The sequence below is a fragment of the Nonomuraea sp. NPDC049421 genome, from assembly GCF_040677005.1.
Taxonomy (GTDB): domain Bacteria; phylum Actinomycetota; class Actinomycetes; order Streptosporangiales; family Streptosporangiaceae; genus Nonomuraea; species Nonomuraea salmonea.
The window spans coordinates 238,902-253,948 of sequence record NZ_JBFAQA010000008.1; the positions used below are offsets into that span (position 1 = coordinate 238,902).

General features: G+C 71.7%; 13 protein-coding genes. 5 read left to right on the forward strand and 8 right to left on the reverse strand.

The window, feature by feature from the left end; all coding sequences use genetic code 11:
- Positions 1–20: 20 nt before the first annotated feature.
- Entirely contained in the window at positions 21–557 is a 537-nt protein-coding gene (locus AB0K18_RS16545; protein ID WP_364914852.1) for an MFS transporter, read from the reverse strand.
- Between the two features lie 119 nt (positions 558–676).
- On the opposite strand from AB0K18_RS16545, the gene AB0K18_RS16550 reads away from it, so the two are divergent.
- On the forward strand, positions 677–1,159 hold the full coding sequence (locus AB0K18_RS16550) for a hypothetical protein (RefSeq protein ID WP_364914853.1): 483 nt from the start codon (positions 677–679) through the stop codon (positions 1,157–1,159).
- On the opposite strand, the gene AB0K18_RS16555 is transcribed toward AB0K18_RS16550, so the two are convergent.
- Genes AB0K18_RS16555 through AB0K18_RS16565 form a run of 3 tightly spaced genes read right to left on the reverse strand, consistent with a single transcriptional unit; the run spans position 1,153 to position 3,570 of the window.
- A complete protein-coding gene (locus AB0K18_RS16555; protein ID WP_364914854.1) occupies positions 1,153–1,899 on the reverse strand; it encodes an ATP-binding cassette domain-containing protein in 747 nt (248 codons plus the stop codon). The genes AB0K18_RS16550 and AB0K18_RS16555 overlap by 7 nt on opposite strands.
- A gap of 2 nt (positions 1,900–1,901) precedes the next feature.
- Positions 1,902–2,690: an ABC-2 family transporter protein gene (locus AB0K18_RS16560; protein ID WP_364914855.1), complete on the reverse strand. Its 789-nt coding sequence runs from the start codon at positions 2,688–2,690 to the stop codon at positions 1,902–1,904.
- Positions 2,683–3,570 carry an ABC-2 family transporter protein gene (locus tag AB0K18_RS16565; protein WP_364914856.1) on the reverse strand — a complete coding sequence of 296 codons (888 nt, stop codon included), beginning with the start codon at positions 3,568–3,570 and terminating at the stop codon, positions 2,683–2,685. Before AB0K18_RS16565 ends, AB0K18_RS16560 begins: the two co-directional genes overlap by 8 nt.
- Positions 3,571–3,691: 121 nt before the next feature.
- Here AB0K18_RS16565 and AB0K18_RS16570 point away from each other — a divergent pair, with 121 nt between their 5' ends.
- The 3 genes from AB0K18_RS16570 to AB0K18_RS16580 all read left to right on the forward strand — a co-directional run bounded on the left by AB0K18_RS16570 (position 3,692) and on the right by AB0K18_RS16580 (position 7,434).
- The gene (locus AB0K18_RS16570; protein WP_364914857.1) at positions 3,692–4,669 is read left to right on the forward strand and encodes an alpha/beta hydrolase; all 978 of its coding nucleotides are present in this window, start codon (positions 3,692–3,694) and stop codon (positions 4,667–4,669) included.
- Between the two features lie 93 nt (positions 4,670–4,762).
- Positions 4,763–5,599: a siderophore-interacting protein gene (locus AB0K18_RS16575; protein WP_364914858.1), complete on the forward strand. Its 837-nt coding sequence runs from the start codon at positions 4,763–4,765 to the stop codon at positions 5,597–5,599.
- A 203-nt stretch (positions 5,600–5,802) separates the two neighbouring features.
- The gene (locus AB0K18_RS16580) at positions 5,803–7,434 is read left to right on the forward strand and encodes a serine/threonine-protein kinase (RefSeq protein ID WP_364914859.1); all 1,632 of its coding nucleotides are present in this window, start codon (positions 5,803–5,805) and stop codon (positions 7,432–7,434) included.
- Between the two features lie 102 nt (positions 7,435–7,536).
- On the opposite strand, the gene aceA is transcribed toward AB0K18_RS16580, so the two are convergent.
- Positions 7,537–8,823, reverse strand: coding sequence for an isocitrate lyase (gene aceA, locus AB0K18_RS16585; RefSeq protein WP_345402404.1), 1,287 nt, complete (start codon positions 8,821–8,823; stop codon positions 7,537–7,539).
- A 292-nt stretch (positions 8,824–9,115) separates the two neighbouring features.
- Between aceA and AB0K18_RS16590 the strand changes: the two genes are divergently transcribed.
- Positions 9,116–10,555, forward strand: coding sequence for a helix-turn-helix domain-containing protein (locus tag AB0K18_RS16590; RefSeq protein WP_345409739.1), 1,440 nt, complete (start codon positions 9,116–9,118; stop codon positions 10,553–10,555).
- 4 nt (positions 10,556–10,559) lie between these two features.
- On the opposite strand, the gene AB0K18_RS16595 is transcribed toward AB0K18_RS16590, so the two are convergent.
- From AB0K18_RS16595 to AB0K18_RS16605, 3 genes are all read right to left on the reverse strand, one after another.
- Positions 10,560–11,732 carry an FAD-dependent monooxygenase gene (locus AB0K18_RS16595; protein ID WP_364914860.1) on the reverse strand — a complete coding sequence of 391 codons (1,173 nt, stop codon included), beginning with the start codon at positions 11,730–11,732 and terminating at the stop codon, positions 10,560–10,562.
- Positions 11,733–11,829: 97 nt separating this feature from the next.
- Positions 11,830–13,722 (reverse strand): asparagine synthase (glutamine-hydrolyzing), encoded by a 1,893-nt coding sequence (gene asnB / locus AB0K18_RS16600; protein WP_364914861.1) that lies wholly within the window; start codon positions 13,720–13,722, stop codon positions 11,830–11,832.
- Between the two features lie 36 nt (positions 13,723–13,758).
- Complete coding sequence (locus tag AB0K18_RS16605) at positions 13,759–15,018, reverse strand: cytochrome P450 (RefSeq protein ID WP_364914862.1); 1,260 nt, start codon at positions 15,016–15,018, stop codon at positions 13,759–13,761.
- Positions 15,019–15,047 lie beyond the last annotated feature (29 nt).

A 15,047-nucleotide genomic window follows, 5' to 3' on the forward strand; every position in this document is an offset into this window, starting at 1 on the left:
GAAACAGGGGTGTCAGACGGTCAGGCGGGAAGTGGAGGACCGCGCCTGGCCACGCTGTGCCGGAAGGCGGGGCACAGCGGGATCACCCTGGTGACGACGGGCGGCGCGCACTGCGGCCGCACCGGCGGTGCGGGCGGGACGAGCAGCGTGAGCCGGCGGCCGAGCCGGTGCAGCACCGACCAGAGCGCGGCCTCGCCGCGCGCCAGCCACAGCCCCGTGATGACGGTCGCCGTGAGGTGCGTGAGCAGCATGCCCGCGTTGACGGCGAGCCCGCCCTGCGCGTGCCCGTGCACGGACACGTAGGAGGCGCCCTCGCCGGCGAACAGCTCGTGCAGCCCGATCTGCGCCCCGACCAGCGTGAGGTTGATCGTGCCCGCCGAGCGTTCCCTGCCGCACAGTGCCAGCCCCAGCAGGGAGACCCCGGCGAGGCCGAGCGCCGCGGCCCACGGAGCCGGCACGGAACCGCCGCCGAGCACGTGGGCGAACGCGGCCAGCGCCACGCAGACGGCGGCGAAGGCGGCCGTCCGCGCGAACCTCAACGGGAGTTGCGCACGCATGGGTGTGCTCATGGTCTCACGGGGCAAGGTCTCTTGAGACCTCCGATTCCAAGCTGCCCAAGGGCTGGGCCGAAAATGGCATTTGTCGCTAGGGTCGTGCCGACCACGTCGACATAGAGGTGAGAACGTTGCGGCACTTAGCTGGATTGCTCGTCGGTTTAGTGGTGACGGCGGCCGTGCTCGGAGGCGGCGGGTGGGCGGTGCGGCAGGCGCTCGACGTGGCGGCGGCGACCACGGCCGACGAGAAGACGATGTGGATCGCCTTGAGCTCGATGGCCGCCGTGGGGCTGGTCGTCGGTCTCGTGACCGCGGGCCGCATCTCGCCGCTCGCGACGTTCGTGCCGTCGATGGTGCTGCTGGCCTGGACGGTCGTGTACGCGCTCGACGTCAACAGGGCGCTCTCCCTCATCCCCACCGGGCAGTCGGTGAACCAGATCGTGCTCGAAGCGGGAGTGGGCGCCAGGACGCTGCTGACCAGCGGCGTGTACGCGCTGCTCGGCGTCGCCCTGTTCATCCCCGTGCTGATGCCGTCCAGATGGTCCAGGCGCCAGGACGATCTGGACGACGACTACGAGACCAGCCCCGAAGGCAGCTACTACTGATCCGCGCCCGTGTAGAGGCGGGTGACGACGTCCTCCAGTGACGACTGGCCTGGCGCGGTGGCCATCAGGTCGTCGAGCGTCCCGTCGAAGGCCAGCCGCCCGTGATCGATGAGCATCACCCGCCGGCACAACCGCTCGATGTCGCCGAGATCGTGCGTGGTCAGCAGCACGGTCGTGCCGCGTTCGGCGTTCAGCCGCAGCAGGAAGTCGCGGATGCCGGCCTTGCTGACCACGTCGAGCCCGATCGTCGGCTCGTCGAGCACCAGCACGTCGGGCGCGTGCAGCAGCGCCGCCGCGAGGTCGCCGCGCATGCGCTGGCCCAGGCTGAGCTGGCGCACCGGCGTGCCCAGGAACGCGCCCAGGTCGAGCGTCTCGGTCAGCTCGGCCAGCCTGGCGCGGAACGCCGTGCGATCTACTTTGTAAAGGTGCCGGATCAGCTCGAAGCTGTCCTTCAGCGGCAGGTCCCACCACAGCGTCGTACGCTGCCCGAACACCACGCCGATGCGCCGCGCCAGCGTCGTACGCCGCCGCGACGGTTCCAGCCCGGCCACCCGGACCGTGCCCGAGGTGGGGGTGAGGATGCCGCAGAGCATCTTGATCGTGGTGGACTTGCCCGCGCCGTTGGGCCCGAGACAGCCGACGAACTCGCCGGCCGACACGGTGAACGACAGGTCGCGTACGGCGTGCACGACGTTCTTGCGCACCTTGAACGAGCGCCCGGCCCGATCGAGCTCGATCATCGTCAACTCCCCGTGGATCGGTAGTGGCGGACGCCCTGCCGCCAGGCCAGCGCGGCCAGCAGGGCGAGGGCCGGCGCGGCGGCCGGCCCGATGAAACGCATGAACTCGGGCGTGCCGAACGGGTCGGCGCGGCCCAGCACGTACAGGCCCGGCTGCCAGTTGATGAACGCCAGCGGCAGCACGTACGTCACGCCCGCCACCAGGTCGCGGGTGTAGATGCTGAGCGGATACTGGTTGAGCTGCTGGCTGCCGTAGGTGAAGGCGTTGACCACCTCGGGCGCGTCGGTCAGCATGAACTGCACGGCGCCGGCCAGCGTCCACAGCGCCGCGAAGATGACGATGCCGGTGGCCACCATGACGGGGATCATCCAGGCGCGCCGCACGTCGACCCCGAGCGCGGCGATCGCGTAGCCGAGCACCAGCGCGGCCTGGAGGATGCGGCCGATCCTGGTGGCGTTGAAGCGGTCGGTGGCCAGTTGCAGCCACGCGCCGACCGGCCTGATCAGGATGGTGTCGAGGGTGCCGGCCTTGATGTGCTGGCTGACCCGGTCGAGGTTGCTGACGAACGTGTCGCAGATCGTGAAGGAGAGGCTCGCCGCGCCGTACAGGAACAGCACCTCGTCGCGGGAGAAGCCGGCGAGGCTGGTGGTGTTGGCGAAGACGACCAGGATGACGCCCACGTCCATCGCGGCCGTGACGAAGCCGAGCAGGGTCATCATGGCGAACGAGGCGGGGTAGGCCGCGGCGGCGCGGGTCCACGTCCAGATGAGCAGCAGGTACGTCCTAACCACCCTGGATCACCACCTTGTGGCGGATCGCCCGGGTGCCGAGCGCGCCGAGCCCGAGCAGGACGGCCGCCCAGAACGCCTGGAAGGCCAGCGCCTGCGCGGGGTCGGTCTTGCCGAGGTAGAGGTCGGCGGGCACCTGCACCATGGCGGCCCAGGGGAGCGCGGCGGCGATGTCGCCGAGCAGTCCGGGGAAGAGGTGCAGCGGCACCATCATCCCGGAGAAGAAGGTCATCAGGACCATCGACAGCACGGCGACGCCGCGGTCGTCGAGGAGCCAGCAGACCGACAGGGCGAGCAGGTAGCGCCAGGCGAAGCTGGCGACGACGGCGATGGACAGGCCGGCCAGCACCACGGCCCAGCGTCCCGCGTCGGTGGGGACCTTGATGCCGAACAGGGCCGCGCCGAGCAGCATCGGCGGGATGCCGCGGACGAGGAACAGGTAGGAGGCCCTGCCGAGGTCCTCGGCGAGCGACCACAGTTGCAGGGAGGCCGGGCGGACGAGGTCGAGCGCGATGTCGCCGCTGCGGATGCGCTCGGGGATGGCCAGGCCGCCGCCGAAGAGCTGCATCGGCGCGATGAACGCCTGGGTGAGGAAGCAGTAGGTGACGGCGTCGGTCACGTCGTAGCCGGCCAGCCCCGGGCGGGCCTGCCAGAGCGCGATGAGGATGTAGGCGCGCAGGACGCCGAACACGCTGTTGGTGAAGGCGCCGGCGAGTGCGGCCCAGACGTAGGTGGCGTGCTTGCGGAAGCCGTACCGGACGAGCCGGGCGTAGAGCGGGAAGGTTTGGCACCTCCGGGGGGTGATGGCACGGTGACGGTCCGTGCCCGGACCCGCGCACGGGTCTGCGGTCGGGAAGCACGGAATTATCCGTTGCGGCGGCACCGGCGCGCAACGCGTTTTCTGTCCTCGGATGCCGGGCCGAAATGTGCCGGTAAGAGATGAGTTACTTACTGGCCGGTAGGAACGCGATCTCCAGGGAAGGACTTCCTTGGAGGGTCACACAATGCGGATCGATACGGACGTGGTTCCCGACTACCCCCTGAGCTGGCAGGCCCGCGCGCTCACCGGCCTGATGTGGGGCACCGTCAAACCGGTCTCCAGCCTGCTCATGCGCCACCCGCTCGCGCTGGCCGGCGCCGCGCGGCTGGGCGAGCTCGGACGGGTCGTGCGGGTGCCGTGCCCCGAGCACGTCGCGCTCGCGCCCGCGGCGTTCTCGGAATGCGGGGGCGAGTGGGTGCGCGCGGGGGAGGCGCTCGACGAGCGCAAGATGGTGCTCTATTTCCACGGGGGCGGCTATTTCTCGTGCTCGCCGCGTACGCACCGGTCCATCACCTGGCGGCTGTCGGCGGCGGCCAGGCGTCCCGTGCTCGCGCTCGACTACCGTCAGGGGCCGGTGCACAAGCTGGCCGACTCGCTGGCCGACGCCCTCGACGCCTACGACTGCGTGCTGCGCCAGGGGTACGCGCCCGAGGACGTCGTGCTGGCGGGCGACTCCGCGGGCGGTCACCTGACGCTGGCGACGCTGCTGGCGCTGCGCGACGCGGACCGCCCGCTGCCCGCCGCGGCGATCTGCCTGTCGCCGTGGGCCGACCTGACCGACATCCCGCGCAGGGAGAACCGCTGGCAGGACCCGATGCTGCCGGCCGGGCGGGTGCGCTGGCTGGCCCGCCGGTGGACCTCGGGGCTCGACCCATGGGACCCGCTGGTCTCGCCGGTGCACGGGGACTTCACGGGGCTGCCGCCGCTGATGATCGTGACGGGGTCGACGGAGGTGCTGCGCGACGAGGCGCGCCGGGTGGCCGCGCGGGCGCGTGAGTCCGGGGTGCCGGTGCGGTACGAGGAGTGGTCCAGGATGCCGCACGTCTTCCCGATCCTGGCCGACGTGCTGCCTGAGGCGCGGCAGGCGTTCCGTCACATGGCGGGCTTCCTGAAGGAGGTGGCGACGACGGGGTCCGCCACGGGGGACACGGCGGCGGCCTGATTTTTACCCGTCCTATTTGGGGGCAATGGCATACGCAGAGGAAAGAGAGCAGTGTAAGGTTAGGTATACCTAACTTGCTCAGGGGGACAGCTCATGCCGGATACCAGGGTCGACCATCACCAGGGGATCGTCCAGCGAACCGAGCGCATCTCGCGTCACATGGTGCGCGTCGTCGTGGGGGGCGAAGGGCTGGCGCACTTCTCGACCGACGGGTGCACCGACCACTACGTCAAGCTCGTGTTCCCGTACGAGGACGTCGACTATCCGCGCCCGTTCAGCATGAAGACCTGCCGCGAGACGATGCCGCGCCGGCACTGGCCGCGGCTGCGCACCTACACCGTGCGCGCGTGGGACCCCGACGCGCTTGAGCTCACCCTCGACTTCGTCGTGCACGGCGACGAGGGCCTGGCCGGTCCCTGGGCCGCGCAGGCCGCGCCCGGCGACGAGCTGATCATGCTGGGCCCGGGGGGCGGCTACGCGCCCGACCCCGACGCCGCCTGGCACCTTTTGGTGGGCGACGAGAGCGCGCTGCCGGCCATCGCGGCCGCGCTGGAGGCGCTGCCCGAGGGCGCGCCCGCGCACGTGTTCGTCGAGGTGGACGCCCCCGAGGACGAGCTGAAGCTGGAGACCGCCGCCGACGCCCACATCACCTGGCTCTACCGGGGCGGCCGGCCGGTGGGCGAGCCGCTGGTCGCGGCCGTGCGGGCGCTGGAGTTCCCCGGCGGTGACGTGCACGCGTTCGTGCACGGCGAGGCCGGATTCGTCAAGGAGCTGCGCCGCTTCCTGCGGCTGGAGCGGGGCATCGGCCTCGACCGGCTGTCGATCTCCGGCTACTGGCGGCTCGGCGTGGACGACGAGGCGTGGCGCGCGGTCAAGAGCGACTGGAACCGCCAGGTCGAGGCCGAGGAGGCGGCGGCCGTCGCGTCCTGACCCCCCGGGGCGCGCTGTGCCACTTCAGGCCGCTATGTCACTGCACTTACTCACCTAGAGGGTACGACCGCCTTACCTCCAATACCCCTTATGTAAGACATGCGGAAAGCCCCCGCGGATGCCGCCACAGTGTGCTGTGCCAGGACACCGATCAGGGGAAGGCGGCCCGGATGGCGCGTGGTGCGAGCGGCATGCCTCCCGGCGTGCGACCGCTTACGGTGGGGGACCCGGTCATCATCGGCCGCTACCTGCTACTCGGCCGCCTGGGAACGGGCGGGATGGGGATCGTCTATCTGGCCGAACACCCGCAAGGTGGCCTGGTAGCCCTCAAAACCCCGCATCCGGTGCATCTCAACGATGCCACGTTACGGGCCCGCTTCGCAGAGGAAGTCGCTTTCTCCCGCAGATTGCTGCCCTTCTGCACGGCCGCCGTCATCGAGGACGGCGCCGAGGGGGAGCGCCCCTACCTCGTCACCGAGTACATCCCGGGCCCCGCGCTCTCCCAGGTCGTCCTGGCCGGCGGGCCGCTCACGCCCGACCTGGCGTACGGCGTCGCGCTCGGCGCCGCCGCCGCGCTGGTGGCCGTGCACGAGGCCGGTCTCGTGCATCGCGACCTCAAGCCGGCGAACGTGCTGCTGTCCCCCGAGGGGCCGCGGGTCATCGACTTCGGCATCGCCCGCGACGTGGCCGTCGCCGCCGCGCACACCCAGGCCGGGCAGGTCATGGGCAGCCCAGGGTGGGTCGCGCCCGAGCGGCTGACCGGCGGGGCCGCGCTGCCCGCGTCCGACGTCTTCGCCTGGGGCTGCGTGGTGGCCTTCGCCGCCACCGGGCACCACCCGTTCGGCGGCGGCGACGACGACGCGATCACCCGCCGCATCCTCTTCGAGCCGCCCCGCCTCGACGGCGTCCCCGCGCTGCTGCGCCCGGCCGTCGCCGCCGCCCTGGCCAAGGACGCCGTGGCACGCCCCGACGCCACCGCCCTGCTCCGTGCGCTGCTGGCGTCGGGCGGCGTCGGCGCCCCCTGGGACCTGCGCCAGGCGGTGGCCGAGGTGCTCTCCAAGATCTGGACCCCGCTCCCGCACCAGGCCGAGGACGATCAAGCTCGCGACCCGCAGGGGAGCGGGCACCTGGACGGGGGTGGGCCGGCTCGACTCCCCGGCGGGGGCGAGCCGGCCCTGACCCCCGTCGGGGACGGGCTCGCGGGGCCGGCGGCCGGGGTGGACCGTTCCCGGCCGGCCAGGCGCGGCCGGCGGGCCCGGCAGCGCGCGCACCTCGGCCACGCGGGCTTCGCCGCGCTGGCGACCGTCTCCATCGCGGCGGTCACCGTCATCGTGGCCGCCGGCGGCGACGGCAGGAGCGCCGAGGGCGGCGCGCTGCCGCCCGGTGACCCGCCCGCCGTGGTGCAGACCTCGGGCAGCGCCCACTCCACCATCAGGCCCACAGCCTCGGCCGGGCGCGGGGTGCCGGTCGTGCGCCCGGCGACGACGGCTCCGCCGCCGGGCACGTCCACGGTGATCGTCACGCAGACCACGACGAAAGGCCCGGTCAGAACGCTCACCCCGTCCTCCGGCAGCCCGTTCAGGCAACCCCGCACCCGCACCTTCGGCCCCGGAGGCCGGGACGGCGACGGCGGGGGCGACGGCGGGGGCGACGGTGGAGGCGGCGCCGACGAGCCGCAGACCTGCGCGGGCCCTGGCCGCCGCCCGGTCCCTCGCCGCGCCTGCCCCACTCCGTCGGCCTCGATCAGCACCATCCCTCAGGACGGTCCAGGCGAGTCGGAAAGCCCGTCCCCAACTCCCTCGGAGACCCCGCCGACCAGCACCCCCACCCCGTGACGCCGAAGAGGTGAGGGCCGCGCCGGTGGTGGGGCCGGCGCGGCCCGGTCGCCGGGGAACCGTCCCATGCCCTAGGACGTGTGCCGGCGAGCCTGTGCGGGGTCAGCGGGCGAACTGCTCCTCTTCCGTCGAGCCCTTGAGCGCCGTCGTCGAGGAGTCGGGCGCCACGGCGGTGCTGACCAGGTCGAAGTAGCCGGTGCCGACCTCGCGCTGGTGACGGGTGGCGGTGTAACCGCGCGCCTCGGCCGCGAACTCGGCCTCCTGCAGCTCGACGTACGCGCTCATGCCGTCGGTCGCGTACCCCTGGGCCAGGTCGAACATGCCGTAGTTCAGCGCGTGGAACCCGGCGAGCGTGATGAACTGGAACTTGTACCCCATGTGCCCCAGCTCGCGCTGGAACTTGGCGATGGTGGAGTCGTCCAGGTGCGCCTTCCAGTTGAACGACGGCGAGCAGTTGTAGGCGAGCATCTGGTCGGGGTACTCGGCCTTGATCGCCTCGGCGAACGCGCGGGCCACGTCGAGGTCGGGCGTGCCGGTCTCCATCCAGAGCAGGTCGGAGTAGGGCGCGTACGCCAGGCCGCGCGCCACGCACGCCTCCAGCCCGTTCCTGACCCGGTAGAAGCCTTCGGCGGTGCGCTCGCCGGTGACGAACGCCTGGTCGCGCGGGTCCACGTCGCTGGTCAGCAGGGTCGCGGCCTGAGCGTCGGTCCGCGCGATGACCAGGGTGGGCACGCCCGCCACGTCGGCGGCGAGCCGGGCGGCGTTGAGCGTCTTGATGTGCTGGCCGGTCGGGATGAGCACCTTGCCGCCCAGGTGGCCGCACTTCTTCTCGGAGGCGAGCTGGTCCTCCCAGTGCACGCCGGCGGCGCCGGCCGCGATCATCGCCTTCATCAGCTCGAACGCGTTGAGCACGCCGCCGAAGCCGGCCTCGGCGTCGGCCACGATGGGCGCGAGCCAGTGGGGCGCGTCGTCCACGCCCTCGGACCAGGTGATCTGGTCGGCGCGCAGTAGCGCGTTGTTGATGCGGCGCACGACGGACGGCACGGAGTCGGCCGGGTACAGGCTCTGGTCGGGGTAGGTCTGCCCGCTCAGATTCGCGTCGGCGGCCACCTGCCAGCCGGACAGGTAGATGGCCTTCAGGCCGGCCCGCACCTGCTGCACCGCCTGGTTGCCGGTCAGCGCGCCGAGGCTGTTGACGTAGTCCTCGGTGTGCAGCAGGCTCCACAGCCGCTCGGCGCCGAGCCGGGCCAGCGTGTGCTCCTCCTGGACGCTGCCCCGCAGCCTGATCACGTCATCGGCGCTGTAGGTGCGCTCGATGCCGGCCCAGCGAGGGTCGTTCTCCCATTCGTCCCGCAGCTGCTCAGCAGCTCCCTTGAGGCGATCGTTCACCGTTCACTCCTTCGGTCGTCCCCTGGGGCTCACGCCGAGTCTCTGCCCTCGCAAGCACCGTCAAATAGGGCAAACCACCGAGAAGAATCGCGAATCTTCCGCCTACATGCATTACTCGCGCGTATTCAGCAGTGAAGAATTCGCAACTTTTACCTTTGGCCTAGACCAATCCGGCGGGCGCACCGAGGCGGCGCCCGAACCCGAATCGGCATCGGGTTGAGGCTAGAAAATGGCTGGAAATTCTGTCTAAGATCCCAGTATGGCGCCCGTGCTGAGCGAAGAACCGCTGTCTTTGACGCAGGAGCTCGATCTGATCGCGTTCGGCCAGCGCCTGCGCCACCTGCGCAAACAGCGCGGGCTCACGCTGTCCGACCTCGGCTCGCGCGTCGGCCGGGCGCCGAGCCAGCTCTCCCTGCTCGAGAACGGCAAGCGCGAGCCCAAGCTCTCCCTGCTCAAGTCGCTCGCGACCGCGCTCGGTGTGCCCGTCGAAGAGCTGCTGCGCCGCCAGCCGCCCAACCGCCGCGCCCAGCTGGAGATCGCGCTGGAGGAGGCCCAGCGCGACCCCGTCTACGCCGGCCTCGGCCTGCCCCGGCTCAAGGTCTCCGCCCGCGTGCCCAACGACGTGCTCGAACACATCCTGGGCCTGTACGGCGAGCTACGCGCCCGCCAGGCCAGAGGCACCGCCACGCCCGAGGAGGCCAGGGTCGCCAACGCCGAGCTGCGCCGCCGCCAGCGCGAGGTGGGCAACTACTTCCCCGAGATCGAGAAGGCCGCGGCCGAGGCGCTCGACGCGGTCGGCTACCGAACAGGCGCGCTGTCGCAGAGCATGATCCAGAGCGTGGTCACGCACTTCGGCTACACCGTGCACACCGCCCAGGACCTGCCGAGATCGGTGCGTTCCATCACCGACCTGCGCCACCGCCGCATCTACGTCAAGCACGAGCAGCTCGGCATGCACACCCCGCGCACGATCCTGCTCCAGACGCTCGGCCACCTCGCGCTCGGCCACGACAAGCCGCGCGACTTCGCCGACTTCCTGCGCCAGCGCACCGAGGCCAACTACTTCGCCGCCGCCGTCCTGGTGCCCGAGAAGGCCGCCGCGCTCTACCTCCAGGAGGCCAAGTCCGACCGTGCGCTGTCGGTGGAGGACCTGCGCGACGTCTTCGCCGTGTCGTACGAGATGGCCGCCCACCGCTTCACCAACCTCGCCACCCACCACCTCGGCCTGGTCTGCCACTTCGTGCGCAACGACGCGGGCGGCACCATCTACAAGGCGTACGAGAACGACGGCATCGTCTTCCCCGCCGACGAGCAGGGCGCCATCGAGGGGCAGCGGATGTGCCTGCAGTGGTCGGGGCGGCAGGTGTTCGCCTCGCCCGACCGGTTCTCCGTCTACTACCAATACTCCGACTCGCCCACCGGCACCTACTTCTGCGTGGCGCACGTCGATCCGTCACGCGAGCGGGACTTCGCGATCACGCTCGGGGTGCCGTACAAGGAGTCGCGCTGGTTCCGCGGGCGCGAGACGACCAGCCGCACCCGCTCCAACTGCCCCAACGGCGACTGCTGCCGCCGCCCGCCCGCCGAGCTGGCCGAGCGCTGGGAGGGCTACGCCTGGCCGTCGGCCCGCGCCAACAGCCACGTGCTGGCCGCGCTGCCACCTGGGTCGTTCCCCGGCGTGGACGAGGCCGACGTCTACACGTTCCTGGAGCGGCACGCGGCGGGCGGCTGAGGCCTCAGGCTCGTCCCCTGATCCGCGACCACCACGTCGCCGCCCGATCGAGCACCTGGTCGCAGCGGTAGTACAGGCCTGGCGGCACGTGCGGGAGCACGGTCGAGTGCCGCCGGCCGAGCAGGGTGAGCAGCTGCTCGGGCGGCAGCTTCGCGTAGCGCGGCAGGTTCTCGTACCAGCGGGCGCTGTAGCGCGCCGCCTTCTGGGCGCGCCGGATCGTCGCCTGCCGGCCCCGCTCGTAGCCGGCCAGCGCCGCGGCGAGGTCCTGCTCGGTGGTGAGCGAGTGCACCAGATGGGCGGCGTCGCCGAGGGCGAGCGCGGTGCCCGCGCCGATGGAGTAGTGGGTGGTGTGCGCGGCGTCGCCCATGAGCACGAGGTTGCCGTGGTGCCAGCGCTCGTTGGTCACCGTACGGAAGTTCAGCCAGCGGGCCCGCTCACCGGCGTCGTCGCGGCCGATCAGCGGATGGCCGTCGAGGATGTCGGCGAACAGCTTCTCCAGCAGCGCCAGGCCATCGGCGTCGGTCGCCCGGTCGAGGCCGAGCCCCTCCCACGTCTCGGGCGAGCACTCGATGACGCAGGTGCTGTGGCCGGCGTCGTAGCCGTAGCCGTAACACCAGATCCAGCCGTGCGGGGTTTCGGCGAAGGAGAAGGTGAACGGCCCGAACACCTTGGTCGTGCCCAGCCACAGGTAGGCGTTGCGGCCGAGCGCGACGGAGGTGCCGAAATGCCCGGAATGCCGCTCCCGCAGCGCACTGTGGACGCCGTCGCAGGCCACGATCAGGTCGGCGACGGACAGCTCCTCCTCGCCGGTGATCTCCCGCCCGTACTCGATGTGCACGCCGAGCGAGCGGGCCCGGTCGGCGAGGATGCCGAGCAGCAGGTTGCGGCCGATGCCGAAGCCGCCGTCCCAGTGGCCGACGCGGGCGGGCGGATGCTCGCCGACCCGCGCCACCCAGGACTTCCAGCGCACCGAGCCGTCACGGATGGCCCGCGCGGACTCGGGGTCGATGGCGCGCAGCTTGGCGTACAGCTCGTCCCAGTACGTCACGCCCCATCCGTACGTCGAGCCCTCCGGATAGCGCTCGTAGACGGTGACCTCGTGCGCCGGGTCGGTGCGCTTCAGCAGCAGCGCGAAGTAAAGACCGGCGGGACCACCACCGACGCACGCGACCTTCATCCCCGAACCCCCCGACGTGACGCAATGCCATCAATCCATTCCAGAGGGTAACAGGCGGGCGCTTCCCGTCCGTGGAGGCGGGCTCGCGACGGTTCGTTCAGAGGGCCAGGCCGACATCGTAGCGGTTCAGCCAGTAGTGGAGCTGGACGAATCGCTCCAGCGCCGCCCTGCTCCCCGGCGAGGCCGGCTCCTCGACGGTCGCGCGGGCCTTGGCCCGGTCGACCAGCCGCCCCGCCGGCGAGTCCCGCAGCTCCAGCAGTTCGCGGGCCCGCTCGCGGAGCGCCTCGTCGTACCCGGGGTCCTGGGTGGCCGGGTACGGGCTCTTGACCCGCTGCAGGATGCTGTCCGGCAGCAGGTCGGCCGAGGCCGCGCGCAGCAGGCTCTTCTCCCGCCCGTCGAACGTCTTGATCGCCCACGGCGCGTTGAAGACGTACTCGACCAGGCGGTGGTCGCAGAACGGCACCCGCACCTCCAGCCCCACGGCCATGCTCATCCGGTCCTTCCTGTCGAGCAGGATCTGTACGAACCGGGTCAGATGCAGGTAGCTGATCTCGCGCATGCGCCGCTCGTGCCCGCTCTCGCCAGGCAGCCGCGGCACCTCCTCCAGCGCCTGGCGGTAGCGCTCGGCGCGGTAGCCGGGCAGGTCGAGCAGGCGCAGCAGGTCGTCGTGGAACAGCCGCTCGGCCCCGGCGTGCGCGGCGGTGGCCGGGCTGGCCAGCCACGGGAACGTCTCGGCCGCCACCGACTGCGGGTCGTGGAACCAGCGGTAACCGCCGAACACCTCATCGGCCGACTCGCCCGACAGCGCCACCGTCGAGTGTCCCCTGATGGCTCTGAACAGCAGGTACAGCGACGTGTCCATGTCGCCGATGCCCATCGGCAGGTCGCGCGCCCGCAGCACAGCCGAGCGCACCGCCGGGTCCATCAGCGCGGCCGAGTCGAGCACGATGTCGCTGTGGTCCGCGCCGGCGTAACGGGCCAGCTCGTGCACGTACGGCGTGTCGGGGGTGGAGCGGGTGAGGTCGGGCTTGAAGTTCTCGCTGTAGCCGGTGAAGTCCACCGAGAACGAGCGCACGGTGCCGAGACCCTGCTCGCGCAGCAGCTTGGCGGCCAGCGCGGTGACCATGCTGGAGTCGAGGCCGCCGGACAGCAGCGTGCACAGCGGCACGTCGCTGATGAGCTGCCGGGTGACGATGTCGTCGAGCAGCTCGCGGACGGTCTTGACGGTCGAGCTCACGTCGTCGGGGTGCTCGCGGGAGGAGAGCCGCCAGTAGCGGCGCTTGACGATGCCGTCCCTGGAGACGCGGACGACCTGGCCGGGGCGCACCTCGTACAGGCCGGACAGGATGCCGTGCTCAGGCGTCTTGACGAACGCCAGCAGCTCGCGCAGCCCGTCCATCTCCAGCACGCGCCGGGCCAGCGGGTTGGCCAGGATCGCCTTCGGCTCCGAGCCGAACAGCACGCCGTGCGCGGTCGGGTAGTAGTAGAGCGGCTTGATGCCCATGCGGTCGCGCACCATGAGCAGATGCTCGGCGCGCGGGTCCCAGACGGCGAAGGCGTACATGCCGTTGAGGTGCTCGGCCAGGTCCTCGCCCCACTGCAGGTAGGAGTGCAGCAGGACCTCGGTGTCGCTGCGGGTGCGGAAGACGTGCCCGTGGCCCTCCAGCTCGGCGCGCAGCTCCTCGAAGTTGTAGATCTCCCCGCTGTACGTCAGGACCGCCGCCTCCCGGCCCTCCTCCCTGCCCTCTTCCGGGGCCGTCATCGGCTGCCGCCCGCCGGCCAGGTCGATGATGGCGAGCCTGCGGTGCCCGATGGCGGCGTGCGGGGCCAGCCACAGCCCTTCGTCGTCGGGCCCCCGGCAGGCCATCGTGCCGGTCATCTCCTGCGCGGTCCGCCGCTCCTGCCGCAGGTCACGCTCGAAGTCCACCCATCCGGCTATGCCACACACGTCGATCTCCCGTCGTTCCAGGATCCGGGTTGTGCCCGCCATCGGGTAGAGCGTTGGGCAAAACCCGTACAAACCTGGTCAACGCGGGCGGGCGATCACCCGGCAGCCCGCGCCGGGCGAGTTCGAGACCGCCTTCCACCTGACCGGCTCGTCGCCTGGCCAGGCCGGTGACAGCGCCAGCTCGCGGGTGAAGACCTGCAGGAAGGTGCGCATCTGCACCATCGCCAGGCGATCGCCCAGGCAGGTGTGCGCGCCGCCGCCGAACGGCATCCATCCGTAGCCCGCGGGCCGGCCGTCGAGCCAGCGTTCGGGGCGGAACGTGGCCGCGTCGGGATAGAGGGCCGGGTCGTGGTGCAGCGTCCGCAGGTGCACGATGATCGTGGTGCCCGGCGACAGCAGCCGGCCGCCCAGCTCGAACGGCCGCCTGACCACCCGGCCGAAGAACGCCACCGGCGGGCGCACCCGCAGCGCCTCGTACGTCACCGCGCTCGCGTACGCGTCACCCTCGCCCAGCTCGCTCTCGCCGGTCACCCGCCGCAGTACCTCGGGATGGCGCACCACCCGCTCGAACACCCAGGCCAGACCGTTGGCCGTGGTCGTCCGCGCCCCCGCGATCATGCTCATCACCTGGTCGCGCACCACCGAACGGGGCAGCGGCAGGTCGTCGTCGTCGCGCGCCCGCAGCAGCGCGCCGAGCAGGTCGTCGCCCTCGTCGCCGTCCCGCCGCCGGTCGATCTCGGCGTGGATCAGCCGGTCGCAGGCGTCCTTCGCCCGGTGGTAGGACGGCCACCAGTCGAGCGCCCCCGCGTGCCGCAGCGCGTAGCGGACGGTGATCTCGTAGGAGTCGGCTCGCCTGAACAGCTCGCGCAGCGGCACCCGCCAGGCCCGCTGCCGCTCGGGGCTGAGACCCATGGTGAGCTCCAGGACCGCCTCCATCAGCGCGCCGTGCAGCAGGGGCCGCAGCGGGAACGGCACGCCGGAAGGACACCGGGCCGCCGCCCGCAGCGCGAGCCGCTCCGTGGCCGCGCGCAGCCGCTCGGGCACCCGGTCGCGGACCGACGGCGCCATGAGCGTACGGATCTCGCGATGCTCGGCCCCCTCCAGCCTGGCCAGCCCGCTCGGCCCGATGACCGGCTCCTGCACCCGGTTGGCCGGGCCCGCCGCCACCACGCCGGCCGGCGCCCGCATCACCGCCCTGACCAGCGCGGGATCCGACACCAGCACCGCCCTGCCGATGCCGGGGAACCACAGGCCGAACATGCCACCCGTACGGCGCAGCCTGCGCTCGACCACGCCGTCGCCGGTCAGCAGCGCGGCGGGCAGCACGCCGCTGCCCAAGAAGGTTTCCCAGAACCGGGGGCTCCTGC

Bases quoted from the DNA above. Each gene is read 5' to 3' on its own strand.
- AB0K18_RS16595 (WP_364914860.1), bottom strand. From the start codon at position 11,732: ATGAAGGTCGCGTGCGTCGGTGGTGGTCCCGCCGGTCTTTACTTCGCG.
- AB0K18_RS16575 (WP_364914858.1), top strand. From the start codon at position 4,763: ATGCCGGATACCAGGGTCGACCATCACCAGGGGATCGTCCAGCGAACC.
- AB0K18_RS16545 (WP_364914852.1), bottom strand. From the start codon at position 557: ATGCGTGCGCAACTCCCGTTGAGGTTCGCGCGGACGGCCGCCTTCGCC.
- AB0K18_RS16570 (WP_364914857.1), top strand. From the start codon at position 3,692: ATGCGGATCGATACGGACGTGGTTCCCGACTACCCCCTGAGCTGGCAG.
- asnB (WP_364914861.1), bottom strand. From the start codon at position 13,722: ATGGCGGGCACAACCCGGATCCTGGAACGACGGGAGATCGACGTGTGT.
- AB0K18_RS16555 (WP_364914854.1), bottom strand. From the start codon at position 1,899: ATGATCGAGCTCGATCGGGCCGGGCGCTCGTTCAAGGTGCGCAAGAAC.